This window comes from Bartonella vaga, assembly GCF_037070895.1.
GTDB lineage: Bacteria > Pseudomonadota > Alphaproteobacteria > Rhizobiales > Rhizobiaceae > Bartonella.
Genome location: NZ_JAYMZK010000010.1, coordinates 15,670 through 42,348, shown reverse-complemented (window position 1 = coordinate 42,348; position 26,679 = coordinate 15,670). Strand labels below are relative to the sequence as shown.

Below are 26,679 nucleotides of genomic sequence, written 5' to 3'. Positions count from 1 at the left end.
TCCTAAGATAGAATTCAATATACGGTATTCTTTAAGCAATAAAAGGAAAGCTGTAGAATTGATGGTTTTCTCACCTAAGCTTAAGAACCTAATTGACTATGAATTTATATAGTTAAGAAAAATCCTTGAACTCTACACTTTAGATCAAGACATTACTTTTTAAAATAAAAGAAGCTGATGTTTACCAAAAGAGTTTTACAATGAGGTTTTCTGATTCATTGAGTTATGAAGTTTTTAGAATGTTTGTTAAAAATTTTGATTGTTTTTCGTAAAATATCTTAGAAAAACTTAGAAAGCTAATGGAAAAATGTGGCAAAAAAGGACGTAGTTGATAGAGAAAGGTTCAAAAATCCTATTTCTTTACCTTTATTTAGTTATCTCGCACCTTGAAAAAAATAAATTAAATCAATAAGATATATTAATGAAAAAAATATAATACGCGCAAAGAGCGTTACAAGGACGATGTATCATGACAATTTTGCCTCTCAATAACGCTTCCATAAAGGAGGCAGTTGTACTCCTTGAACAGGGAAAGGTCGTAGCTCTGCCGACAGAAACTGTCTATGGTTTAGCGGGTGATGCGACCAATGGGAGGGCAGTATCTTCTATTTTTTCTACAAAGAGGCGTCCACAATTTAATCCTCTTATTGCTCATGTAAGTAGTATTGTCATGGCGGAACGCTATGTTGAAATTGATTTTCTTTCGCGTCGATTGATGGAGGCTTTTTGGCCAGGGCCTTTAACATTAGTTTTACCTTTGAAAGTACAGCACAATATCCATCCTTTAGCTACTTCCGGCTTGAATACATTGGCCGTTCGTTTTCCAGATAGTCGTTTTGCAGAAATTGTGCAATGTTTTGGTCGACCTCTCGCTGCTCCTAGTGCGAATCAATCAGGACGTCTTAGTCCTACTTCTGCTGAAGCTGTTTTTGCATCGTTAGGCGAATCTGTTCCTTTAATACTTGACGGAGGACCTTCTAAAATAGGGCTTGAATCAACAATTATTAAGGTTTTTGGTAAAAATGTTTATTTGTTGCGTCCTGGGGGGCTTGCGGCTGAAAAGATTGAAGAAGTTATAGGGAAATCGTTGAAACGGATAGATCAGCGTGCTGCGATTGAGGCGCCAGGTATGTTAAAATCGCATTATGCACCTAATGCTACGATTCGTTTGGATGCGCAAAAGGTAGAATCCGGTGAAGCACTTTTAGCATTTGGCCCTAAACGCATCATGGGTATTGAAAATGCCGTTTCTATTTTAAATCTCAGCGAGAATGCGCAGTTAGAAGAGGCTGCTTCTCATTTATTTCAATACATAAGGGAACTAGATTCATGCAGAGTGAAATGTATTGCAGTAGAATCCATTCCGTTACACGGGTTAGGTGAAGCTATTAATGATCGTTTAATACGTGCTGCAGCTCAAAAGGAAAAATAAAATGGAACAGGAGTTAATTGAGAGATTTAGAAAAATCGTTGGTACAGCACATTCTGTAACGGATCAGACATTGATTGCACCGTATTTGCTTGAAGAACGCAAACTTTTTCATGGAAAAACACCATTGCTTTTACGGCCATCCTCTACCACAGAGGTATCATCAATTATGCAGTTAGCTAGCCAAACACACACGCCGATTGTTCCTCATGGGGGGAATACAGGTCTCGTAGGTGGCCAACAACCAGATGAGAGTGGCAACAGCGTTCTTTTATCTATGGAAAGATTAAACAAGATTAGATGTATTAATCTGGAAGGTAATTTTGCTGTGGTGGAGGCTGGTGTTATTTTACAGGATTTACAGAAAAAAGTAGACGAATCAGGTCGTTTTTTCCCTCTTTCTTTGGCTTCAGAAGGTTCCTGCCAAATAGGGGGGAATCTTTCATCTAATGCTGGAGGGACAGGGGTTTTAACTTATGGCAATATGCGTGAACTTTGTCTTGGTTTGGAAGTTGTTTTACCCGATGGCCGTATTTTAGATGATTTGCGTTTTGTCAAAAAAGATAATAGTGGTTATGATTTGAAAAACCTTTTTATTGGGGCAGAAGGCACTTTAGGAGTTATAACAGCGGCAGTTTTAAAGCTTTTTCCAAAGATTAAGGGAACATCAGTTGCATTAGTGGGATTACGTAGTCCGTCTAAGGCTCTGGAGTTTTTATCTCTTGCTCAATCTTATGGAAGGGGGATGTTGACTGGTTTTGAGCTTATGGGAAGTCTCAGCTTGCAGATGGCTTTAGATTACAAGAGGTGTGAGAGTTTTCCTTTTGAGCATAAGCACGAATGGTATATATTAATCAATATTTCATCATTGCAGGATGCTGATGAGGCATTGTCAGTGCTAAGTTTTATTTTAGAACAATCTTTAAAAGATGCTGTGATAGAAGATGCAGTCGTTGCGCAATCATTAAAGCAGCAAGATTTTTTTTGGCAATTGCGTGAAAGTATATCATCTGCACAAAAATTGGCGGGAGGATCCATAAAACACGATATTGCGGTGCCTATTGCTTCTATTCCTGATTTTATTTCTGAAGCAGCACGTATTGTTGAGGATATAGCTCCAGGCTCACGGATAGTTTGTTTTGGACACATGGGGGATGGAAATTTGCATTATAATATTACACAGCCAGTAGGAGCTGATCCTGCAGTGTTTTTACAGTTATGGTCACGAATGAATCATCATATTCATAGTTTAGCGATGCGCTATCAAGGTACATTTTCTGCTGAGCATGGAATTGGCCAGCTTAAGCGTAAAGAATTACGCACTTTCAAATCACCTGTTGCATTGGATATTATGCAAGAGATTAAGAAAATGCTCGACCCTTTAGGGATTATGAATCCTGGGAAAATATTGTAATTCAATAAATATAAATTTTCTATATGTTTTTGTTTAGATTTCAATAACCAAAAAATAAACCAGTTGTTTTTTATTCAATATTTTAATAATCCAATTAGGAAAAGCTGCTAAAGTTATATCTTATTAAAATAAATTGGGACATTGTATATGGCTAATCAATGCTTTAATCAGCAAAAAGCGGTGCTTGAATTTCGGTTAGATCCGTGCCATTTGCCACAAACAACGGCGTATTTTTCACCCAAAACAGGTAGTCAAATAATTTGTTCGTTAAGTGAGCGCGGCGTTTTTTTTAAAACGGATACTTCCTCAAGCTTATCATATTTAGTGCCATCTTATCACTTTAAAGGAATTATGGCACGCACTGTAGAAACTCTTTCAGGAGAGAGAGCTGTTGCATTAGAGTTGTTTCACGCAAATGAGGAAGCCTGTGTTCCGCTTTTTGTTTCTAGAGATTTAAATAATGTTCTTCTAGATTGGAGATTATGGGCGGATACTTATGATCTTCCTATGCTTATGATAAATAAAGATAATCGAGTTATGGTTGTCAAAGACCGTTCTGATTTAGGCCGTTTTTTTTGTACGACACTCTATTCTAAACAAAAACGTTTTTTACTTCGTTATAAAAATTCGTTAGGTTTACATCTAGTGATTGCAAATCGGGCTGTTCTACAGAAGTATTAATGTCGTTCATTTTTTATTGTGTCATAATGTGCGTCTCTTTGTTATTATATTTAACATTTTATTGCTCATAAATTAATAGTTTTGCTTGTCAATATACTTTTGCTGTAGGTATTTATGTTAACTGTTTTTTTGTTGTTTTTATAACAAAAATGCTTTTTTGCCAGAAGGCCTATACATTCAGCTTTAATAAAAAGGGGTGCACCTTATTGGCGAATGTAGGCTTTTATTCTGCAGTATCACTAAAATGTTGGTAAGTTACAATAGAACAAATTGCACGATTTTTTATGCAAATGCAATGATAGTATCCAGTACTTTTTTAAAGCTTAATAAGTAAACAGTTGTTTGTAAAACTAGTCAGATTTATAGAGCGTTATTTGTCAAAAGAAGATTTTATATTTTTTTACAATTACGAAAAACACAAAATAGTTAGCAAATTTACGCATTATGCTATCATGTGAAACTATTAAATCAGAAAAAAGAATGTTCAAAGAATTTAACTTTTTTGCGCAATAGCTCGCCATCCGATGTCGCGTCGAACAAAGCCTTCAGGCCAGTCAATACAATTGACAGCTTCATAGGCGCGTTTTTGCGCTTGCATAACGGTTTCTCCTGTTGCTGTTACATTTAAAACTCGTCCACCATTGGCAATGAGTTCTCCATTTTGCCATGCTGTACCAGCTTGAAACACTTTCACATCAGGGAGAGCATTTGCTTTATCAAGATTGCGGATAACAGTACCTTTTTGGGGAGAGTTTGGGTAGCCTTTGGCGGCCATAACAACAGTCAAAGCAGTTTTTTCAGACCATTGAAGGGATTTTTGCTCAAGATTTCCTTGGGCGGCTGCAAGAAGAATTGGAAGAATATCATCTTTGAGACGCATCATTAAAACCTGACATTCAGGATCTCCGAATCGTACGTTAAATTCAATTAATTCAGGTCCTTTTTTTGTTATCATCAATCCAACGAAGAGAATACCTTTAAAGGGAGCTCCTATTGCGTTCATGTTGTACAAAGTTGGCTCAACAATTTCTTTGAGGGTACGATTAACCATTTCCTCGGTCATGATGGGAGCTGGTGAATAAGCTCCCATGCCACCGGTATTTGCTCCAGTATCACCATCACCTACACGTTTATGATCTTGCGCAGATCCGAAAGGGAGAGCAATTTTACCATCACAAAGGCAGAAGAAGCTTGCTTCTTCACCTTCAAGAAAAGATTCTACAACGATTTTTTTTCCTGCGTCACCAAAGGCATTTTTGAAGCAGGCATCAACTGCGTTAAATGCCTCTTCCATTGTTGTTGCAATAACGACGCCTTTACCGGCAGCTAAGCCATCTGCTTTAATAACAATTGGAACACCTTGTTGCTGAATGTAGGCTTTAGCTTTTCGAGCGTCATTAAAGCTTTTGTAAGTTCCCGTAGGAATGTTATTTTTATGGCATAAATCTTTTGTAAAAATTTTTGAACCTTCTAGCTGAGCGGCTTTTTTAGTGGGTCCGAATACACAAATATTAGCATTATTAAGAGCGTCTGTTATACCTGACACAAGAGGCGTTTCTGGTCCAACAACAACGAGGTCAATAAAATGTGTTTTACAAAACTCAATAACAAGAAGATGGTCATCAATATTCAAATCAATATTTTCACCAAGTTCCATTGTTGCAGGATTTCCAGGAGCACAATATAATTTTTTTAGTAGTGGTGAGGCTGCTATTTTCCACGCTAACGCGTGTTCTCGTCCGCCTGAGCCTATAAGAAGAACGTTCATTGCTTGCTCCTATTACGCAAGGTGATTAAATGGGTTTTCTTACCATAAGAATGAAATGCCCTTATCGCAAGACTAAAGGTAAAATTATTTGATGAAAAAAAATAAAAATATTACACATATTCAGTCCCGTGAAAATCAAGGACGAGTGGTGGATGCATCCTCCAAGCAATGGGTTTACCAGTTTCTTCCCTGTTCGTTGTGGTTTTATGCTCAATTGGCCCGTTGGGATCGGCCTATCGGATGGCAGTTATTGATGTGGCCTTGTTTTTGGTCAGCAACAATGGCATTTCTTTCTTATGAAATGCATCGATTGCCTTTTTTACAAATGTTACTCCACTGGTTTTGGTATCTTTTTCTTTTTTTTCTAGGTTCCATAGCTATGCGGGGTGCGGGATGTACTTGGAATGATCTTATTGACTGTAAAATTGATGCTCAGGTGGAGAGGACACGTTCTCGTCCATTACCGACCGGCCATGTAAGTCGATTTCAAGCAAAAATTTTTATATTCGTGCAATGTTTGGTTGGTTTAGTCGTATTATCACAGTTTAATAAATTTAGTTTTTTTCTAGGCATCTCTTCATTAGTAGCGGTTGCCTTTTATCCTTTTATGAAACGTGTGACATATTGGCCGCAGTTTTTTTTAGGTATTGCATTTAATTGGGGAGCGTTAATGGGGTGGGCTGTTGTGTATGGAAGTTTAAGTCTGGCACCAATTTTACTTTATGTGGGATCCATCTTGTGGACGATAGGGTATGACACAATTTATGCGCATCAAGATAAAGAGGATGATGCTACTGTTGGTGTAGGTTCTACGGCGCTTCTCTTTGGTAAAGGCACAAAATGTGCTTTGATATTTTTGTATAGTGGTTTTTTAATATTTGTTAGCTTAGCGTTTTATTTTGCGCGAGTCCCTATTCTCAGCTTTTTGGGGCTTTTTGTGGCAAGTATACACATGTTTATTCAAATTAAAGTTATTGATATAGATGATAGTTCGCAATGCTTAAAGCTTTTCAAATCTAATTCATTTGTTGGTTTTGTTGTTTTTGCTGGTTTAGTATGCGCTGGTGTATGGATGATCATTTATTCTGCATCTTAACTCACAATAATTTAAAAAATAAAAACATATGCTACGTGGTGTTGAAAGTGAAAGAAATGGAAACTTAAGCTTTTTTTAGTCTAACCCTTGAGCCCTTTACTCATGCAAGATTATAATCTTGTTAAAAATTATTATTTCTAGGATAACCTAAAAAAATTAGTGAGGATGCCTAAATTTATTACTCTTCCGTTAACTCAAATGGCTACTTTCTACTTATTAGGTTTGAAATACGCGAGACCATTTCACCTTTTTACGCTCTGTTTTAATGCCGCTTATCATTTTACTAATTTTCCAGGATACAACGTTTTTCTGAGGTGTATTTGTAAATGTAACCTTAGCGGGACGGCAGAAAGATATAATTCTCTAGTTTAAGCTAGTTCAATGATCTAGTTTTAATATTATTTTGTATAGAGTTCGCCAATCATTATAAAAATAAAGCTTTATATTTTAAAATTTGAAATTAGGGATAAAGCTTTTGCTTTTGCCAATCATTGTGTTCAACAGAATCGCGTGTAAAGAGAAGGCGGTCGTGTAAACGAAACGGGCGATCACGCCAAAATTCGATCGAAAAGGGATTGACGCGGAAACCGGACCAATAAGGTGGGCGCGGGATATTCCCTATTGCATAACGTTTGGTGTATTGAGCAATTGCTTTTTTGAGGATGAAACGGTTTTCTAATGGTTGCGATTGTCTGGATGCCCATGCACCAATTCGGCTCCCACGTGGTCGCGATTGGAAATATGCGTCTGCTTCTTGATCACTAACTTTTTCAACAATTCCCCGAATTCTGACTTGGCGGTGGAGTGATTTCCAATGAAAAGCTAAGGAAGCTTTCATTGATTTTAAAATTTCTTGTCCTTTGCGGCTTTCATAGTTGGTATAGAAAACGAAGCCTTTGAGGCTGTAATCTTTTAGAAGAACTATGCGAACATTAGGAAAGCCATTTTCATCAACTGTTGCTAATGCCATAGCATTGGGGTCGTTTATTTCGCTTACGGTTGCCTCTTCAAGCCACTTTGCAAAAAGTTTAAAAGGTTTTTGTATTTGCATAAAATCGTCGTCTGTTTGTACTTTATTGTTCATAATATCCCCGAGTGTTAGTTAAGTATGCATGAGGAGCTCTTTAATGTCCTTTGTTATAAAGACAATAAGACGCTGTTTTTATCCTTTGCAAAAAGCCAATGGCGTCATCTACCATCATGGTGTTTTAGTTATTTTGGTTTTTAGCATAGAATTTAATGAGTATATTAAATAAATTGTCTATTTTATCTGGTATTTTAATTTCTTTATAGACATATATACAGAGAAGGAACCTATACGGAGAAGAACCCGTTCTATAAGATAGATTGATGAAGCTGTGAGGAATGTTGAGAAACATACCAGTTGATATTTTGAAAATGAAAAAATTGGAAAGAGGGCAACATGCGTGATCCGTACACGATCCTGGGTGTGGCACGTACCGCAAAACCACAAGAGATTAAGTCGGCATTCAGAAAGTTAGCAAAGAAATATCATCCAGACCACAATATGGGTGATGCAAAGGCTAAAGAAAAGTTTTCTGAAATTAATCAGGCTTATGAGATTATAGGCGATAAAGACAAAAAAGCACAATTTGATCGCGGTGAAATTGATATGGAAGGAAAACCGCTTTATCAAGCTTATGGTGCAGGTGAAAATTTTAGTAATAGTCACAATCCTTTTTCAGGAGGGGCAAAAGGATTTGGTGCTTCAGGCAGTGCAGGTTTTGATGCGAGTGATATTTTTCGTGATCTATTTGGGAGAGGAGGGAGCTTTTCGAATTTTTCACAATCTAATCGGGCTCAACAAGGGGCGCATGTTCGCGCCAATCTGTCCATTACGTTGGAGCAGATGGTTGGTGCAGAAAAGGTAGAAGCTGTTTTTCCTAATGGAAAAAAGTTAAAAATTAAGCTTCCAGACTATGTCGAAGATGGACAAACTATTCGTTTAAAAGGGCAGGGAGAAGAGGTAGCTTATGGGCAAGCGGGAGATGCATTGGTAACCATTCACATTCAGAAACATTCTCGTTTACGGGTTGAAGGAAGGGCTCTCCATCTTGATTTGCCAGTTCCCCTTAAACATGCGGTTCTGGGCGCCAAAGAAGAAGTTGAAACTTTGGAAGGGCGTGTTGTCTTAACTATTCCTGCTTGGTCGAGTTCTGATCGGGTTTTACGATTAAAAGAGAAAGGGCTTCGTTTAAAAAATGGCAAAAGAGATGATCTTTATGTGCATGTTCGCATCATGTTGCCGGAAGGTGGAGATACTGCCTTAGAACAATTCTTGCGAATGCAGAAAGATTAAATTTTTAGTTGTAAGTTATAGAAGAACATAATTTTGGGTCGATCTTAAACCAATTACTTGAAGAAAAAGTTGACCTATGTCATAGGCAAATAAGTAATATTAATTTCAAGGAGCAGTAGGGCAGTGCTGATGGCTAAAGGTAATGGTTTATTGTACGGAAAGCGTGGCTTAATTTTAGGGTTAGCCAATAATCGTTCTATCGCTTGGGGAATCGCTAAAGCCGCGAGTGCAGCAGGAGCAGAGCTTGCTTTCACCTATCAGGGTGAGGCGATGAAAAAGCGTGTTGAGCCTTTGGCTGAGGAAGTAAAAGGATTTGTTTGTGGTCATTGTGATGTTTCTGATAGTGTTTCTATAGATGCGGTCTTTAAAGCAATAGAGCAAAAATGGGGCAAATTGGATTTTTTAGTTCATGCGGTTGGTTTTTCTGATAAGGGTGAATTAAGCGGTCGTTTTATTGATATTAGTGAGTCTAATTTCATGATGACCATGAATATTTCTGTTTATTCATTAACGGCTCTTACGAAGCGTGCAGAAAAATTAATGCCAAATGGCGGTTCAATTTTGACATTGAGTTATTATGGTGCAGAAAAGGTTGTTCCAAATTATAACGTGATGGGAGTTGCAAAAGCGGCTCTTGAAGCGAGCGTAAAATATCTAGCGGTGGATTTAGGTCCTAAGCACATTCGTGTTAATGCTATATCGGCTGGGCCAATAAAAACTTTAGCTGCTTCTGGTATTGGTGACTTCCGCTATATTCTAAAGTGGAATGAATATAATGCTCCTTTGCGTCGTACGGTGACAATTGAAGAGGTGGGTGATTCTGCTCTTTACTTTCTTTCAGATTTGTCGCGTTCTGTTACCGGTGAAGTGCATCATGTGGATTCAGGTTATAACATCATAGGTATGAAGGCTGTTGATGCACCAGACATTTCCGTCATCAAAGAATGAAGTTTGGTTTATCAGTTTTTCTTTGATAGTGATTGTTTAACAGAATTTAAAACAGCCAGATCCTATTCTAGGGTGGAAGCAGTCTTGTGCATAAGTTCTACATGGGCTGTTGTTGTGTCTATTCGATAGAGAAACGAGGCATTTTTTATGTCGCATAATACGTTTGGTCATTTATTTCGCGTAACGACATGGGGAGAAAGTCATGGAGCTGCTCTTGGGTGTGTCGTCGATGGTTGCCCTCCAGGAGTTACTTTTACTCTTTCAGATGTTCAGTATTATCTTGATAAACGCAGACCGGGACAATCCAAATATACAACGCAGCGTCAAGAGTTAGATCAAGTAGAGGTGCTTTCAGGGGTTCTCATTCAGGATGATGGGATGACCTTGGTGACAACGGGTGCACCAATTTCCCTGTTGGTGCGAAATATGGATCACCGTTCTAGGGATTATGGTTCAATAGCGCATCAATATCGCCCTGGTCATGCAGATTATACTTATAATGTTAAATACGGTATCCGTGATTTTCGAGGTGGTGGACGTGCTTCAGCGCGGGAGACAGTAACACGTGTTGCTGCAGGTGCTCTCGCGCGTAAGATTGTTCCTGGTTTGATTGTACGGGGAGCTGTCGTTGCCATCGGTTCTCATACGATTAATCGCGATCGTTGGAATTGGTCAGAAGTTGATAATAACCCTTTTTTTACGCCTGATGCAGAGATGGTACAAGTTTTTAGTGATTATATCGACAACGTACGTAAAGATGGTTCATCTGTTGGTGCTGTTGTTGAGGTTGTTGCAGAAAATGTTCCTGCAGGTTTAGGAGCACCTATTTATGCAAAACTTGATCAAGACATTGCATCATTACTTATGTCTATTAATGCGGTAAAGGGGGTTGAAATAGGCGATGGCTTTGCGGCAGCTTGCCTAACGGGAAAAGAAAATGCAGATGAAATACGGATGGGAAGTGATGGAAAACCAATCTTTTTATCTAATCACGCGGGCGGTGTTTTAGGAGGAATATCAAGTGGGCAACCAATTATTGCACGTTTTGCTGTAAAGCCTACTTCATCAATTTCAACACCTCTTCGTTCAGTTGATGTTGATGGCCATGAGGTAAATGTTGCGACGAAGGGACGTCACGATCCATGTGTTGGGATTCGGGCAGTTCCTGTTGGTGAAGCGATGGTTGCTTGTGCTATTGCTGACCATTATCTCAGGCATCGCGGTCAAGTCGGTGATCCAAAAGGTGAATAATGGTGTATGACGAAAAAAAAATTGTTTCTGCACTTCAAGCCTTTAGAAGTGGTGAAATTGTTGTTGTTACTGACGATGATGATCGTGAAAATGAAGGTGATTTGATCGTTGCTGCTGCTCATTGTACGGAAGAGAAGATGGCATTTATCATTCGTTATACAACGGGTATCGTTTGTGCACCTATGCCAAAAGAAGAGGCGCAACGATTTAATCTTGCTCCTATGGTATCAGATAATAATTCCACGCATCGTACTCAATTTACTGTTAGTGTTGATTTTAAACATGGAATAACAACGGGGATTTCAGCGCACGACCGTACATTGGCGGTGCGTAATCTTGCTAATTCAAATGCTCATGCAGGTGACTTTATTCGTCCAGGACATATTTTTCCTTTGATTGCGCATGATGGAGGAGTCCTTATGCGTTCAGGGCACACGGAGGCAGCTGTTGATTTATGTAAATTAGCCGGTTTGTCGCCAGTTGGTGTTATAGGTGAGTTAGTTAATGATGATGGGAGTGTTAAGCGTGGGGATGAAATTACAAAATTTGCACAAGATAACCAATTGCATATCATAACGGTTGCGGATTTGATTGCGCACCGCCAACGTAAGGAAATGTTGATCAGGCATGTTGGAGAAATGTCTATCGAAACATCGATAGGACCAGCTGTTGTTAAAAGTTATCAAGTTCCTTGGGACGCAGTCCAACACATTGCAATTATTTTTGGTGATATCTGTGATGGTGAAAATATTCCCGTATGTTTGTATCGTGAAAATATTGTAAACGATATTTTTTGTCCATCTTCAAATATTCTAGCTATTATGCAGCGTATGGTTGAAAAAGAGAAGCGTGGTGTTTTTGTTTATTTGCGTGAAGGATCTGTTGTTGTACAATCTGCTTTTGGCATTCAGGAAATTACAAGAGAAGGTTCAGAAAATCATCTGCAGGCAATTGAACGTGAAGCAGAATGGCGTGAGATTGGTTTAGGGTCACAAATTTTGAAACATTTGGGAATTCGTTCTGTTTCTGTTAATGCCTGTAAAGAGCGTCATTACGCAGGTTTAGAAGGTTTTGGAATTCGTGTATTTAAAACACATATTTTGTGAGGTGTGCATGAAACAAGAGATAAAAAAAGGCGATATTACAGCACTAAGTTTTGAGGAAGCTCTTAAGCAACTTGAAGTAATTGTCGAAAACTTAGAACGTGGAGATGTTCCTTTGGAACAATCAATTGATATTTATGAGCGCGGTGAGTCTCTTAAAAAGCACTGTGAAAAACTCTTGAAAATGGCTGAAGCTAAAATTGAAAAAATTCAATTTTCAGAGGGAGGTTCTCCGGTAGGTACAGAGCTTCTTGATTCTGAATAATATTTCAGTAATTTAAAGGTGTTTATTGCAGGGTGGGAGGTGCAGTAATTTAGTTTAAGGGAACAGATTTTATAAGTTTCTTTTTTATGAAATAAGTTAATGAGAAAAGCCTAAACTTTTATAAATAGAAGACGTTTTTCAGTAAAAATAGGCAAAAGTATAAATGGAAGAGGGGAGAAGGTATATTTTAAATCGTTTCATTCTTTTGATAATATAATGTTAAGGAGCTTTTTTTGTCTCAGACATTGACGCCACTACTTGATCGTATTTATTTACCACGTGATTTGCGAGCATTGCCTGAAACTGATTTAGTAAGGTTAGCTAATGAGTTACGGGCGGAAACAATTGATGCAGTTTCTGTAACGGGTGGCCATCTTGGTGCGGGGCTTGGTGTTGTTGAGCTCACCATTGCTTTGCATTACATTTTCAATACACCTGAGGATAAAATTATTTGGGATGTAGGTCATCAGGCTTATCCGCACAAAATTTTAACGGGTCGTAGAGATAAAATTCGTACATTACGTCAAGAGGGTGGATTATCAGGTTTTACGAAGCGTTCAGAAAGTGTATATGACCCATTTGGTGCAGGCCATTCTTCGACTTCTATTTCAGCTGGTCTTGGTATGGCGGTGGCTAGTGCTTTAAAAGCAGAGGAAAGGCGGAACATCGTTGCTGTAATTGGTGATGGAGCTATGTCTGCTGGGATGGCTTATGAAGCTATGAACAATGCTGGTGCTTTGGATGCGCGTTTGATTGTTATTCTTAATGACAATGATATGTCTATTGCACCGCCTACAGGTGCCATGAGTGCTCATCTTGCACGATTAGTTTCTCGTCCCGCTTACCGTAGTTTGCGTGAAAAGGTAAAGCTACTAAGCGAAAAGTTACCCAAGTTTTTTGTAGATAAAGCACGTCGTTCAGAGGAATTTGCACGTGGTTTTTTGGTTGGTGGAACCTTATTTGATGAGCTTGGTTTTTATTATGTTGGACCAATAGATGGCCATAATTTAAAGCATTTATTGCCTGTCTTGAAAAATGTTCGTGAATATCCTAATGGGCCTGTTTTGGTTCATGTGGTTACGCACAAAGGGAAGGGATATGCACCTGCAGAAGCATCATATGATAAATACCATGGTGTTAATCGTTTTGATATTATAACGGGTAAACAGGTTCAAGCACGAAGCACTGCTCTTTCTTATACCAAGGTATTTTCTAAGGCTTTAATAGAAGAAGCTAGGCATGATGATCAGATTGTTAGCATAACTGCGGCAATGCCAACAGGAACAGGCCTTGATGCTTTTGCTGAAAAATTTCCTGAAAGAATGTTTGATGTTGGTATTGCTGAGCAGCATGCCGTAACTTTTGCTGCGGGTATTGCTTGTGAAGGGTATAAGCCTTTTGTTGCGATTTATTCGACTTTTTTACAACGGGCTTATGATCAAATTATTCATGATGTGTCGATTCAGAAATTACCGGTACGTTTTGCAATTGATCGGGCAGGTTTTGTGGGTGCCGATGGTGCAACTCATGCTGGAAGTTTTGATATTGTTTTTTTGGCAACTCTTCCTGAATTTGTTGTTATGGCGCCTTCCGATGAAGTTGAACTGATGCATATGGTGCGTACTGCTGCAGCTTATGATCAGGGGCCACTCTCTTTTCGTTATCCGCGTGGTGAAGGGGTTGGTATAGATTTACCGCAACGCGGTGAATTATTAGAGATTGGAAAAGGACGTGTTCTGCGTGAGGGAAATAGGATAGCTTTGGTTTGTTTTGGAACGCGGATGTCAGAAGTGTTGATTGCTGCTGATGAATTGGAGGCAGAGGGATTGTCTACAACGGTTGCGGATGCACGCTTTGCAAAGCCTTTGGATAAGGATTTGATGGGTCGTTTAGCACGTGAGCATGAAGTATTGGTGACAATAGAAGAAGGTGCGATAGGTGGATTTGGAGCGCATTTATTACAATTTTTAGCGCAAGAAGGACTCTTAGAACATGGTTTAAAAATTCGTACATTAAAACTCCCTGATGAATATTTAAACCATGGCCTACCAGAGAAAGTTCTTTCGCGTATCGGGCTTGATGCTGTCGGTATTGTAAATACAGTTTTGAGTGCTTTGGGACGCGAGATTCGGAGAGTGCAAAAAATTCGAGTGTGAGATGACCGTTAGGAAAAGGCTCGATATTCTTTTAGTTGAAAAAAACTTTTTTGCGACACGCTCACGAGCACGTGATGCTATTGTACGTAGAACTGTTAAAGTTGGCGGAAAAATAATTTTAAAAGCTGGGCAAATCATTTCCGATGATGCAGAAATCGTAGTTTGTGATCCGGCGCAGAATTATGTTTCACGTGCAGCTTTGAAGTTGATCAGTGCACTTGATGTATTTCCGGTTGTAACGGATAATGTTACGGCCATTGATATCGGTGCATCGACAGGTGGTTTTACACAGGTTCTCTTAGAACGTGGAGCGGCTCATGTTATTGCTGTTGATGTTGGACATCATCAATTTGACACCCGCTTGTTTGAAAATAGTGCGATCACCTTATTAGAAGGGTTAAATGTTAGAGATTTTCAGCGAGAACATTTAAATGGGCGGGAAATTGATCTTATAGTATCTGATGTCAGTTTTATTTCGCTTAAGCTTGCATTGCCTTCTGTTTTGTCTTTAGCTAAAAATGGAGCTCAAGCGGTTTTATTGGTAAAACCACAATTTGAGATTGGTCGAGAAGGTCTTGGTAAGGGGGGAGTCTTGAGAAATGTATCAGTAGCAAAAAAAATTGCTGAAGAACTTTTTGATTGGCTAAATACACAAATAGGATGGACAGCAAAAGGTTTATTTCCCTCACCTATTTTAGGTAGTGACGGTAATTTAGAATATTTGTTATTTGGAGAAAAAGAGTGAGCAATGAGGTTGCAATCGATCATATTGGAGTGAATGGTTATGGTCTTGCCAATACACCGCATGGTCCTGTTTATGTTCCTTTTACTTTACCAGGAGAGATTGCTACAATTACTCTTCATGAAAAATATGGAAAACTTATTACTTTAGAAAAGAAATCTTCAGAACGCATTGATGCTATTTGCAAACATTTTGAGAATTGTGGAGGGTGTACGCTTCAGCATTGGCGTGCCGATGCTTATCGTACTTGGAAACGGCAATTAGTTGTTGATGCGCTTAAAAAGTATGGACTTGATCTTATTGTTTCACCTTTAATTGAATGTAAGCTCTATAGCCGTCGGCGAATGACTTTAACAGCATCCATAACACCACAAGGTCCTAGAGTCGGTTTTAACCGTCATTTCTCTCATGAGATTGTAGCTCTTGAGGAGTGTCCAGTAAGTTGTTCAGAGCTTACATCTCAATTGAATAATATAAGAATGCTATGTTTTTTTCTAAGCAATCATGTAAAGCGGTTTCATGTTACGATAACACACGTTGAAAATGGTTTAGATGTTGCTGTAAGTGGTTGCGTTATACGCCATGAGTCGACTCGCCAGAAAATAGTATCTGCAGCCCTTTCATACGGAATTAAACGGTTGTCTATTGAAGGTGAAGTTTTGGTTGAACAAGAAAGACCCTTTGTTTGCTTCGGGGATGTTTGTGTTGAATTTCCGCCTGGTGGATTTCTCCAAGCAACTTATGAAGCTGAAAATATCATAGGCAATATTATTTTGAATCATTTAAAAAAAGCAAAAAATGCTGCTGATTTGTTTTCAGGAGTTGGAACCTTTGCATTGCGCATGGCTAAAAAGGTAAATGTTCATGCGGTTGAAAATAACGAGGTAGCCTTAGCAAATTTACATTTGGCAACACGTTTTGCAACTGGTTTAAAAACAGTAACTTGTGAGAAGCGTGATCTTTTTCGCCGTCCATTGTCAACGAAAGAGCTTGAGTGTTTTGATAGTGTTGTTTTCGATCCTCCACGTGCTGGTGCAGAAGAACAAGTACGTGAATTGGCTAAAGCAGCAATACCACTTGTAGTGGCTATTTCATGCAATCCCACCACATTTGCCCGTGATTTATCTCTTCTTGTTGCAGGTAATTATAAGGTAGAACAAATTATACCGATTGATCAATTTTTATGGTCACCACATGTTGAAATTGTTGCTGTTTTGAGCAAACGAAAAACAAAAAAAAGCTGGAAGCTTTAATAAAAATGGACAAATTTTTTAATCAAATTGATTTAGTATCTTTTATGAAAGTGCTGTTCCACCAATTATCATATTATTAATTCGTAGATGAGGTTGTCCAACACCGACAGGAACGTTTTGTCCGGCTTTTCCGCACATACCAACACCATTATCAAGTTTACTGTCATTCCCAATCATTGTAATGCGTTTCATGGCATCTGGCCCGTTTCCGATAAGAGTCGCACCCTTAATTGGTGCTATAATTTTACCGTTTTTTACTCTGTAAGCTTCGGTACATTCAAAGACGAATTTTCCAGAAGTAATATCAACTTGTCCTCCGCCAAAAGAGACAGCATAGATACCATTTTTTAATGAAGATAGAATTTCTTCAGGTGTTTTATCTCCTCCTAGCATAACCGTATTTGTCATTCGCGGTATTGGCGCATGTGCATAGGATTCACGCCGTCCATTTCCAGTTGGCTTAACCCCCATAAGCCGAGCATTTAACCTGTCTTGCATAAAACCAATAAGTTTTCCATCTTCGATAAGAACGTTATATCCTGACGGGGTTCCTTCATCATCGATAGTGAGTGAGCCACGGCAGTAAGGAATTGTACCATCATCAACGATTGTAACACCTTTTGCAGCAATTTGTTGACCCAAAAGTTCAGAAAAAGCAGAGGTTTTTTTGCGATTAAAGTCACCTTCTAAACCATGGCCTACGGCTTCATGAAGCATAATACCAGGCCATCCATTGCCCAAAACAACATCGAATGTTCCTGCTGGTGCTGCTTCTGCTTTTAAGTTTATTAAAGCCATACGCAAGGCTTCATCAGCAGCCTTTTTCCAATTTTCTTCACTAATGAATTGACTAAATGCTTGTCGTCCACCACATCCATAGAATCCATTTTCGCGCCGATTTCCCTCAGCTGCAACCACGGATATAGCAAGTCGTACAAGAGGACGAATGTCACGAACCAGATGCCCATCTGCGCGTAAAATTTCAACATGCTGTAATGAGCCGGAAAGAGAAACAGTAACTTGATGCAATTTATCACTTTTTGCACGTAAATAGGCATCAATTTTTTGTAAAAGTGCACTTTTTTCTTCAAATGATGGATCATCAAGAGGGTTAAGTGGTTGATAAATTCTTTTGTTTGTTCTTTGAGGTGCTGCGTTATAAGGCCCGGCATGATTATTATAAGTAACTGCTTTTGCTGCTTCGCTGGCACGCTTGAGTGCAGCAGCAGATAATTCACTAGAGTGTGCATATCCCGTAGATTCTTCAGCAACAACGCGCAGACCAAATCCCATATCTTGATGAAATGAACCGTTTTTAAGCTGTCCATTATCAAATAAAAGTGCTTCGCTTTCTGTATACTCTAGGTAAAGTTCACCATCATCAGCATGATGAAGTGTTTCTTGTACAAGTGATTGCACCTTGGATGGAGCAATATCAAAACAGTCAATCAGTGATTTCATAGTGGTTATCCTATTTCCATGTGTCTTTTTTAAGAAGCTGTGAAATGTACTATGGAGTTTTAATTATCCGATGTGCAGAAATTTTATCATGTTGGTAAGGTTGCATAAGCATCCCTAAGACCATGGAGATCAATGAGGCCTCCAACTGCTTGTTCTGAAGTTGTAAAAATAAAGAAGGTTGCTATTTTACCTTTTAAAAAGAGCTGTAGTACATCTTCTTTAAGAAAAGCTTCAGCAACACAATTATCACCAAGACAACGGCGATATTCTACTTTTCCCATATTTTTATCGTCAATTTTAAGTCCAACACCAGGGCGTAACTCAACGTAGATCGGAACAAAAACACGCATTAAAGCTCCTTGGTTTTTAGGAAGTTTATAAAACGTAACGCGAAGCGTAATGTCGTGGCGATTTTTTATGTGTACATTTTGTACAGCTTCACATTGCATATTAGGTGTACCCGGTGGCAAAGAACAAACTTTTGTCCACGCACCATATGTCTGTGGAGCAGGAACATTTTGCACATGGGGCGTTTGTGCGGTAGCACGATTGGCAGAAGCATTACAAAGTGTATAAATAACAATACCAACAAAGAAAATTTTTTTTAGCAAATTACAAAATACCACAGAACGCCCTAACCAAACCAACACTACAATTGCTATGCATAGCTCTGCATAAAAAATAAAATTTTAGAAAGAAATTATAACACAAAACCATTATTTACCCAAACATATTAAGCTATATGCACAAAATATAAAGAAATATATTACAGAAGACAAAGTTTTTAGCTTTGTGTTACAATGTTTTGTGTGATGTATTTTTATGGTAGGTTTAATAGTACAAAAAATAGTATATGCTAAAAGAAATGTATTTTAGTTGCAAAATACTTCCGTTTGGTTTTAGGGGTACGTATAAGAGAGATATCCTGTATGTTCTCAAAATATGTTGTATTAATTGATCATTCCTATATGCCATGGATTATTTATTTGTGAATGACAAAAATGAAAAAGGTCTTTGAGTGGAATGTCTGTTTCAGGAGAATTATCGACTGCAAGTGATAAATTAGTTCCGCTAAAATCTAGGATTGGTGATTATATCACGTTATTAAAACCACGGGTTATGTCACTTGCTGTATTTACAGCTTTAGTTGGATTAGTGGTGTCACCTGTTTCTATTAGTCCATTTTATGGTTTTGTAGCAATTTTGTGCATTGCTATCGGTGGCGGTGGTGCAGGAGCACTAAATATGTGGTATGATGCTGATATTGATGCAGTGATGAGACGTACTAAAAATCGCCCTATTCCTACTGGTAAAATAAGCCCTAAGAAGGCGTTTGTTTTTGGCATGATTCTTTCTGTGTTTTCTGTATTGGTTATGGGTGGCTTAGTTAATTGGTTTGCAGCACTTTTGCTTGCTTTTACAATTTTCTTTTATGTCGTTATCTATACAATTTGGCTAAAACGTTTAACGCCGCAAAATATTGTGATTGGTGGTGCAGCAGGAGCCTTCCCGCCAATGATTGGATGGGCTGTAACAACTGGTACAGTAAGTCTTGAAAGTTTTTTATTATTTTTAATCATTTTTATGTGGACCCCACCACATTTTTGGTCTCTTTCTTTGTTTTCATCCCTTGATTATGATGCAGCGGATATTCCTATGATGCCTAATGTGCGAGGTGAGCACTCAACAAAAAAACAAATTTTATTTTATACTATCCTTATGGCATTATGTGCTGCTGGACCGTATATTACTGGTTTTGCAGGGTTTCTTTATGGTATTTTCTCGACAATTTTAAGTGTTATCTTTATTTCTTTCTCTTATCGTTTGTGGAAAACTGATACACATGATGCGACTATTTGTATGGCAAAAAAAACGTTTTTCTTTTCATTATTTTATTTAGCTGCTGTATTTGGAATTCTTTTGATTGAATGGCTTGTGGGATACTTTATCTATTTTCCAGGACAGTAAAATTTAAAGTAGCTTTGCATAGAAAAATGTCGGACATATAATTTTATTGCATAAAAAATAAGATTTCTAGTTTTCTCTTTACGCTACTTGTGTGAGTATAACGATAATCTTTTTTAAATTGTGGTAAGAGTTATAGATATTAAGGATGGTTTATGTCTGTACTTCCCCTTTTAACAATGCGTCTTTGTAGTCCTCGTGGATTTTGTGCTGGGGTTGATCGTGCTATTCAGATTGTTCTACTAGCATTAAAAAAATATGGAGCTCCAGTGTATGTTCGTCATGAAATTGTGCACAACCGTTATGTTGTTGAGGGATTACGACAACGGGGAGCCATTTTTGTTGAAGAACTTAGTGAAATTCCAGAAGAACATCGTAGCCAACCGGTTGTATTTTCTGCCCATGGTGTGCCAAAATCTGTATTAGAAGAAGTGCGTCATTATAATTTATTTTATCTTGATGCTACGTGCCCTTTGGTTTCTAAGGTTCATAAACAAGCTATACGACATCAACGTTATGGTCGTCATGTTATATTGATTGGTCATTCTGGTCATCCTGAGGTGATAGGAACAATGGGACAACTTGAAAAAAAGGCTGTTACGTTGATTGAAACGATCGAAGATGCTCTGCATTATCAGCCAGATGATCCAGATAAATTAGGATTTGTGACGCAAACAACACTTTCTGTTCAAGATACAGCAGGGATTCTTGATATATTACAAAAGCGTTTTCCTGCATTGGAAGCACCAGCTGCTGAATCAATTTGTTATGCTACCACTAATCGCCAAAATGCTGTTAAAGCGGCAGCGCCGGGGAGTGATCTGTTTTTGATTATTGGAGCACCAAACTCTTCTAATTCACAACGTTTGGTGGAGGTTGCTGAGAGATCTGGAGCAGGGAAGGCTATGTTGGTGCAAGGGGTTAATGATATCGATTTTGACTGCCTTGGAGCTCTTTTGGTTGTAAGTATATCGGCTGGAGCATCCGCTCCTGAAATTGTTGTTAATGAAATTATTACAGCTTTTCGGAAGCGTTACGACGTTAAAATAGAATTAACTGAAACTGCAGTAGAAACAGAGATATTTTTAGTTAATCGTGAATTACGCGATGTCGTTTTAGCTCCTGAAGATATGGCTTTTGTTAATGGTTAAGTCGAGAAGTTCGCGGATAAACATGATGGTATATGAAAGGCTGAAAATAAAGTAGAAACATAACCGTTTATACAAATGTTCATAAAAATAATTTTTTTTGTAGCCTTATGTAGAAGTTAAGATGATGTGAGATTTTGTACCTTCGATCAATCGTGCAAAAATTATGGAACCATGGTTGGTGAATTATAAGGATACTCTCTTGCTATTATTAATTTTCGGGAAGGAATTTGGATTTGTTCGCACAGTATATGTTACTGTGAAGAAGTAAGAATTAGTTTAGCGTCATTGCTATTTAGCGGAACAGGATTTTATATTTATCCGTAAAATACTTTTTTTGTTATGTGCTGGAATTTATTGTGGGGGCACTTCTAAAAACGAATAACGGTGCGTTGATAAAAAGGTATGGGTAGAAATTTATATGGAATTGGCTTTTTTTACAATAGCATTGGCTGTTAAACTTACCAACAGGCATGATTCGTGCAGATTTATCTAATTAATGTACTTTTTTAAGCTTTGTTTTTTGGGTTTTTTGAATATAATCATTCCTATAATCTTATCGAAGCGTGTAAACTATTGGAAAGTTAAAAATAAGTCCATTTCTCCTTTTAGAATTGAATAGAATTATTTTAGTGTATTTTTACGTTTCTATGATTGATTCAATGCACTTGTGATAGTTTTGTAGTTAAGAGAGATTCGTGAGAATATTGGTATAGGCTTTGTTTCTTCAGTGATGCAGGTTCGTTAAGTGGGGTAGATTTTTGACTATATGTTAAATCAGAAAAAAGTCGTTGAAATTTATACAGATGGTGCTTGCTCAGGTAATCCTGGAGTTGGAGGGTGGGGGGCAATTCTACGCTGGAATGGCCATGAACGGGAGATTCATGGTGGGCAAGTGCACACGACAAATAACCAAATGGAATTAACGGCAGCAATTTGTGCATTAAAGGCACTTAAAGAAGTTTGCTTGGTTGATCTTTATACAGATTCAGTTTATGTGCGCGATGGTATGTGTAAGTGGCTTGAAGGTTGGAAGAAAAATAATTGGCTTACGGCATCGAAAAAGCCGGTAAAAAATATGGAGTTATGGAAAGCTCTTGAGGACGCCTGTTCTCTTCACACTATCAGGTGGCATTTTGTAAAAGGGCACGCTGGCCATCCGGATAATGAGCGTGCCGATGCGCTTGCTCGGAAAGCAATTATTGAATATCGCGAAAATGGATGTTTTTCGAAGTAATATTTCTTTAGGAAGCGCTTCTCTTTTTCATGGATTAGCAAGAGACGTTGGTTGTGTATCGAGTATGAGTGTTCCACTTAAAGCATTGCCTTTGAAAGAAACTGTATAAAAAATTCTGTGTTTTGTTTCATCTGGTATGAAATAGACTGGAGCGCTAAAGAGTGTATACTCTGCATTTTCATTTATTTTTTTTGCTGGTCCAATTTGCATTTCTCCTCCATCTAAAAAGAGAGCGGAAGGTACGATTTTGTTGTTATTCTGTATTTTTATGAAAAGGTTATTTGTATCTTTTTCAGCAGTTATTTTAAATGCATGATTTATTGTATTTGGCAGAGCGGTTTGGGCTTTTTTTAATAAGGATGCAGGAAGATGTTTATTTTTGAGAGCGAGTGACGAAAAATCAAAGTTAATAGTAAATGGAAGACAGATTTTATTACAGAATGCAAGAGTGAAAGAGCCACTTAAATTTTTGTTTGAACCGGAAACGGTGAAAGGCAATATTACTTTATCTTTATAACCTAATGACCAGTCATTTTCTGTTTCATAAAGTTGTGGTGTGGGATAAAAGATTTCATAAGAAACCTGTTGATTGAAGTTAAAAAATGGTGCCATACCCGAGTTTCCAGGATTACGCCAGTATGTTTTCCATCCTGGTTTAAGAGTAATTTCAATAATACCATCTCTTATTCCAGAAAGAGGTAATTCGGTAATGGCTAATCTGATATTGCCACCCTCTGATTCATACCAAGGTGTTGCAGTAAGATATGAATTTTGTTGTGTTTGAGCCCTGACAGGGGTGTTAAGTAATTCTAAAATTATGAAGGTTAAACTTAAAATCATTAAAAGCTTTTTATAAAAGAGATTTATCATATATTGTAATTTTTTAAATGATTGGATTTTGTTCATTGGAGCTATATTTTCCTTTTGTCTCAACTAATTGATTTTATCATGTAAATTACGAAGAATAATAGATTGATGAAGCAATGTAATAGCTTTTTAAGTAGAAAGTTTCTCACAGCAATGCCTGAAATGAGTGACAAACGCTTCATTCGGATGATTATATTTGTAAAGAAACTGTTTCTATTACAAATGAATTTATTTTACGGCAACAATTGATATATTAAAAGCGATCAGCTGTAAATAAGGCCCACAACATGCATTGATAGCATTAGGTTACGCTGGATGGAAAGTGGGGCAACTCGAGGCAGAAATATCTACAAATGGCTGATTGATTAGTTCAACGTTACCTAGTTTTCTTTTTGAAAACGATTTAAATTGCCAATATTATTATAGCTTGATTCGTATGGGGATAGATCTAACTTATCTCACTTCTGAAATGGGGCACGCTTAAAGTTTTAATATTTTCAGAATTTTTTGATTTTAAAATACCTGATTTGTTATGCTTTAATTTTATGAGGAAAGTGGTTTTGAACGAGCGTGATTAATTCTTCGATGGTAATTGGCTTAGTCACGAGTGTGCTTTGCACATATTTACAGCCTTCTTGGCGTAGAAAGATAGCTTCTTTTTCATTTTCAACACCTTCTGCGATAATTTTTAAATTAAGATCTGTTGCCATATTTATAATGGACTTGAGAACAAGCTTTTTTTTGAGAGAGTCGATTGAGATAAGAGAACGATCCAATTTAACTATGTCAAATGGATAACGTACAAGATAGGTAAGTGATGAATAACCTGTTCCAAAATTATCTAATGCGAGATTCATTCCAAGCGCTTTAATTTGTTCAAGAAAGTGTGCTGATTGTTCAGGATTTTTTCTTAAGACAAACTCAGATATTTCTATCATCAGTTCCCCTTTATTGAGTGGGTTACGGAGTAAAGTGGAGCGCAATTGACTGATGACGTGGGGATTAATCATTTCCGCGCTTGGTAAATTGATTGAAATAAAGAAAGATTGTTGGGAAAATTTTTCTTGCACATTTATAAAATCAATAATGGCATTTTCGATGATAAATTGTGCCAACTCCATAACAATTTTTTCATTTTCTACGATTTTTATAAAGTCAGAGACATTTAAAATTCCGTAATTTGGATGATGCCATTCTACAATTGTTTCAAAGCCAATAATTTGCCCATCTGATAGATTAAGAATAGGATGGTAGAGGATTTTAATTTCATTGCGTTTTATGGCATAATGAATATCTTTCCCCATAGTGTTATGCTCAATGCCCAGAGTGCGAAAATTTGGGCGAAAAGGTTCAATGTGGTTGCCACCCATTTGTTTTGCGTGGATCATTGCTAGTTCACTATCATTTAAAATATCCTTAGCGGTCGATCTGCTTTCACTCCATGTAACTAGTCCAATTGATGTTGAAAGCGTTATTCTTTTTTCTGTCAGTGCAATAGGTGCTGAAATTGTTTTGTGCAGAGAATCTGCAAATGCTGCAATTTTCTGTGGTGCGGTCTCACTAAGTAAAATGATTGCAAAACGATCTGCGGAAAGACGCGATAAGGTATCTTGAAAATTAATAAGGCGGCTCAAACGGCGTGCTATGACGAGCAGTACAGTGTCACCAACAGCTATGCCTAATTTTCGATTAATTTGACGGAAATTGTCAAGATCAATCATAAAGACAGTTGGTTTAATTTTAATATTTGCTTTAGCTAAAGAGCTATAGTTCTGTAATCTATCTAAAAAAATTTGTTGGTTAGGAAGACCTGTTAAGCTGTCATGAATTGCATCATGTAATAAGCGTTCTTCAGCCTTTTTGTGATTAGTAATATTGACAATGGTTCCAATAACACGCGTAATTTTTCCATCTTTTTGCATAGCTGGGCGTGCGCGGAGCGAAAACCAATGATAGTAGCCACCACCGGAAGACAAGCGGAAAATTTGATCGATACGCCCTTTTTTATTTTTAAGAATAATATCCAATATGGCTTGAAAGCGCTCACGATCATCATGGTGCAAGGCTGAAATCCAATTGCGCATAGAACCATTGAGTTTGTGGGTTTCCGTGCCAAAGAGGGTTGACATGTTTGGATGTACAACAATACGATCACGTTCGATATTCCAGTCCCAAATAATGTTTCCAGCTCCCTTTGCTGCAAGTACTTGTTGTTCAAGGTCAGAAAATATTCCTTCATGAAAAGCGTCATTAGAAAAGGTTTGTTGCATAACAGTAAAGCTGATAAGAAGGACAATGAGCACCAATCCTCCTGCTAATGCTGGCTGTATAATGTCATTGTTTAAATACCCTTCTATACAGGCATAGGCGCCAACACACCAGAAGCTAATGAGTAACCATGTTGGGATAAGCATGATTGCGCGATCATAGTTTCGGATCGCAAAATAGCTAATTAAAATTATACCAAGAATAGCCGTAAGACCAAATGACAGGCGAGCAATTCCGGCTGCTTTAGTTGGGTCGTAAATAGCAAACGTTCCCAGAGCGCAAAGAGCGATGCTCCATACAATTGCACCATAACTGAAGTGATAGTGCCAACGGTTAAGGCACAGATATGTAAAAAGGAAAATGAAGAGTGTAGCGGCAAGCGCTACTTCTGTACTAGCACGCCAGATCGGTTGTGTTGTTAAAGTAACTGCAAAGAATTTATTTAAAAAGTTAAAGTCGATGCCAATATAAAAGAGCACCGCCCAAGCGACAGCTGCTGTTGCAGGAAAAAGGCCTGTCCCACGAACAACGAAGAGAACAGTTAAAAGGAGTGCTAAAAGACCTGATATACCCAGAAGAATACCATGATAAAGCGTATAAGAATTGATTGCACTCTTATAAGCTTCAGGCTGCCATAAATAAATTTGTGGTAGATTTTCAGAGTTAAGTTCGGCAATAAACGTAACGACAGCTCTTGGGTTAAGTGTAATCCGAAAAATATCAGAGTTTGCACTAGCTTGACGATCGAGAGAAAAACCTTCACTTGGAGTTATAGATTGAATCCGGGATGATCCAAGATCTGGCCAAATGAAACCTGAATGAGCCATGCGATAATGGGGGGCAACAATAAGACGGTCAACTTGTTCGTCTGTTGGGTTTGCAAGAGAAAATACTGCCCAGTTTCCAGAAAATTTTTCATTCTTGGCCTGCACTTCAATGCGCCATACAATACCGTCTGGTCCTGGTGCTGTACTTGTTTGAAAGATAGGGTTGTTTGTGTGGTAAATTTTAATTGCTTTTGAAAGGTCAAGAGCTGCATCTTGAGAAGAAATTTTAACTGGCTCAATTGCTTGTGCTGACGTAAGGTGAACAAAAAAACTGACAGCTACGATAAAGATTATGTCAATTATTTTACGCAAACTTTTCACAATATCGCACTTTCAGTACTTTAGGGTATTTAATTCTAATTTAGAACTTTAAGAAAAAATGTTTATTTAATTTTTTTATATAACAAATGGTTATCATTTCCTTTGAAAGTTGTACGATTTTACCAAAAAATAGATTAAACCCGTACTTTCTTCAATGAA

At 37.8% G+C, this 26,679-nt stretch carries 21 protein-coding genes and 2 pseudogenes; 17 read left to right on the top strand and 6 right to left on the bottom strand.

The window, feature by feature from the left end; all coding sequences use genetic code 11:
- Positions 1-469 precede the first annotated feature (469 nt).
- The 3 genes from WCP76_RS06005 (at position 470) to WCP76_RS05995 (ending at position 3,524) form a co-directional block, all read left to right on the top strand.
- The gene (locus WCP76_RS06005) at positions 470-1,432 is read left to right on the top strand and encodes an L-threonylcarbamoyladenylate synthase (protein WP_336294774.1); all 963 of its coding nucleotides are present in this window, start codon (positions 470-472) and stop codon (positions 1,430-1,432) included.
- Position 1,433: 1 nt separating this feature from the next.
- A complete protein-coding gene (locus WCP76_RS06000; RefSeq protein ID WP_336294773.1) occupies positions 1,434-2,843 on the top strand; it encodes an FAD-binding oxidoreductase in 1,410 nt (469 codons plus the stop codon).
- 147 nt (positions 2,844-2,990) lie between these two features.
- Positions 2,991-3,524: a DUF6101 family protein gene (locus WCP76_RS05995; protein WP_336294772.1), complete on the top strand. Its 534-nt coding sequence runs from the start codon at positions 2,991-2,993 to the stop codon at positions 3,522-3,524.
- A 493-nt stretch (positions 3,525-4,017) separates the two neighbouring features.
- On the opposite strand, the gene purD is transcribed toward WCP76_RS05995, so the two are convergent.
- On the bottom strand, positions 4,018-5,292 hold the full coding sequence (gene purD / locus WCP76_RS05990) for a phosphoribosylamine--glycine ligase (protein ID WP_336294771.1): 1,275 nt from the start codon (positions 5,290-5,292) through the stop codon (positions 4,018-4,020).
- Between the two features lie 91 nt (positions 5,293-5,383).
- Here purD and ubiA point away from each other — a divergent pair, with 91 nt between their 5' ends.
- Positions 5,384-6,388 (top strand): 4-hydroxybenzoate octaprenyltransferase, encoded by a 1,005-nt coding sequence (ubiA, locus tag WCP76_RS05985; protein WP_336294770.1) that lies wholly within the window; start codon positions 5,384-5,386, stop codon positions 6,386-6,388.
- 460 nt (positions 6,389-6,848) lie between these two features.
- Here ubiA and pdxH read toward each other — a convergent pair whose 3' ends face one another.
- Entirely contained in the window at positions 6,849-7,472 is a 624-nt protein-coding gene (gene pdxH, locus WCP76_RS05980) for a pyridoxamine 5'-phosphate oxidase (protein ID WP_336294769.1), read from the bottom strand.
- A 339-nt stretch (positions 7,473-7,811) separates the two neighbouring features.
- On the opposite strand from pdxH, the gene WCP76_RS05975 reads away from it, so the two are divergent.
- From WCP76_RS05975 to WCP76_RS05940, 8 genes are all read left to right on the top strand, one after another.
- Positions 7,812-8,708, top strand: coding sequence for a DnaJ C-terminal domain-containing protein (locus tag WCP76_RS05975; RefSeq protein ID WP_336294768.1), 897 nt, complete (start codon positions 7,812-7,814; stop codon positions 8,706-8,708).
- Positions 8,709-8,837: 129 nt separating this feature from the next.
- Positions 8,838-9,656 carry an enoyl-ACP reductase FabI gene (gene fabI, locus WCP76_RS05970; RefSeq protein ID WP_336294767.1) on the top strand — a complete coding sequence of 273 codons (819 nt, stop codon included), beginning with the start codon at positions 8,838-8,840 and terminating at the stop codon, positions 9,654-9,656.
- Between the two features lie 147 nt (positions 9,657-9,803).
- Positions 9,804-10,907, top strand: a complete 1,104-nt coding sequence (gene aroC / locus WCP76_RS05965; RefSeq protein WP_336294766.1) for a chorismate synthase — start codon at positions 9,804-9,806, stop codon at positions 10,905-10,907.
- On the top strand, positions 10,907-12,013 hold the full coding sequence (gene ribB / locus WCP76_RS05960) for a 3,4-dihydroxy-2-butanone-4-phosphate synthase (protein ID WP_336294765.1): 1,107 nt from the start codon (positions 10,907-10,909) through the stop codon (positions 12,011-12,013). The genes aroC and ribB overlap by 1 nt, the downstream gene beginning before the upstream one ends.
- Positions 12,014-12,020: 7 nt before the next feature.
- Positions 12,021-12,275 (top strand): exodeoxyribonuclease VII small subunit, encoded by a 255-nt coding sequence (locus WCP76_RS05955; RefSeq protein WP_336294764.1) that lies wholly within the window; start codon positions 12,021-12,023, stop codon positions 12,273-12,275.
- A gap of 233 nt (positions 12,276-12,508) precedes the next feature.
- The gene (gene dxs, locus WCP76_RS05950; RefSeq protein WP_336294763.1) at positions 12,509-14,431 is read left to right on the top strand and encodes a 1-deoxy-D-xylulose-5-phosphate synthase; all 1,923 of its coding nucleotides are present in this window, start codon (positions 12,509-12,511) and stop codon (positions 14,429-14,431) included.
- Between the two features lies 1 nt (position 14,432).
- A complete protein-coding gene (locus WCP76_RS05945; RefSeq protein ID WP_336294762.1) occupies positions 14,433-15,176 on the top strand; it encodes a TlyA family RNA methyltransferase in 744 nt (247 codons plus the stop codon).
- Positions 15,173-16,426: a class I SAM-dependent RNA methyltransferase gene (locus WCP76_RS05940; protein WP_336294761.1), complete on the top strand. Its 1,254-nt coding sequence runs from the start codon at positions 15,173-15,175 to the stop codon at positions 16,424-16,426. The genes WCP76_RS05945 and WCP76_RS05940 overlap by 4 nt, the downstream gene beginning before the upstream one ends.
- A gap of 42 nt (positions 16,427-16,468) precedes the next feature.
- Here WCP76_RS05940 and tldD read toward each other — a convergent pair whose 3' ends face one another.
- Positions 16,469-17,887 carry a metalloprotease TldD gene (gene tldD, locus WCP76_RS05935; RefSeq protein WP_336294760.1) on the bottom strand — a complete coding sequence of 473 codons (1,419 nt, stop codon included), beginning with the start codon at positions 17,885-17,887 and terminating at the stop codon, positions 16,469-16,471.
- A gap of 86 nt (positions 17,888-17,973) precedes the next feature.
- Complete coding sequence (locus WCP76_RS05930) at positions 17,974-18,513, bottom strand: invasion associated locus B family protein (protein WP_336294775.1); 540 nt, start codon at positions 18,511-18,513, stop codon at positions 17,974-17,976.
- A gap of 397 nt (positions 18,514-18,910) precedes the next feature.
- Here WCP76_RS05930 and cyoE point away from each other — a divergent pair, with 397 nt between their 5' ends.
- The 4 genes and pseudogenes from cyoE (at position 18,911) to rnhA (ending at position 22,237) form a co-directional block, all read left to right on the top strand.
- On the top strand, positions 18,911-19,855 hold the full coding sequence (gene cyoE / locus WCP76_RS05925) for a heme o synthase (protein WP_336294759.1): 945 nt from the start codon (positions 18,911-18,913) through the stop codon (positions 19,853-19,855).
- Positions 19,856-20,007: 152 nt separating this feature from the next.
- Positions 20,008-21,003: a 4-hydroxy-3-methylbut-2-enyl diphosphate reductase gene (ispH, locus tag WCP76_RS05920; protein ID WP_336294758.1), complete on the top strand. Its 996-nt coding sequence runs from the start codon at positions 20,008-20,010 to the stop codon at positions 21,001-21,003.
- 528 nt (positions 21,004-21,531) lie between these two features.
- Positions 21,532-21,632 (top strand): annotated as a pseudogene (locus tag WCP76_RS06515) (homoserine kinase); the annotation flags it as partial.
- Positions 21,633-21,769: 137 nt separating this feature from the next.
- The gene (gene rnhA / locus WCP76_RS05915; RefSeq protein ID WP_336294757.1) at positions 21,770-22,237 is read left to right on the top strand and encodes a ribonuclease HI; all 468 of its coding nucleotides are present in this window, start codon (positions 21,770-21,772) and stop codon (positions 22,235-22,237) included.
- Between the two features lie 27 nt (positions 22,238-22,264).
- Here rnhA and WCP76_RS05910 read toward each other — a convergent pair whose 3' ends face one another.
- A complete protein-coding gene (locus WCP76_RS05910; RefSeq protein WP_336294756.1) occupies positions 22,265-23,143 on the bottom strand; it encodes a protein-disulfide reductase DsbD domain-containing protein in 879 nt (292 codons plus the stop codon).
- Between the two features lie 137 nt (positions 23,144-23,280).
- Between WCP76_RS05910 and WCP76_RS05905 the strand changes: the two are divergent.
- Positions 23,281-23,588: pseudogene (locus WCP76_RS05905) on the top strand (YqgE/AlgH family protein); the annotation flags it as partial.
- 46 nt (positions 23,589-23,634) lie between these two features.
- Here WCP76_RS05905 and WCP76_RS05900 read toward each other — a convergent pair.
- On the bottom strand, positions 23,635-26,520 hold the full coding sequence (locus WCP76_RS05900; protein WP_336294755.1) for an EAL domain-containing protein: 2,886 nt from the start codon (positions 26,518-26,520) through the stop codon (positions 23,635-23,637).
- Between the last annotated feature and the right edge of the window lie 159 nt (positions 26,521-26,679).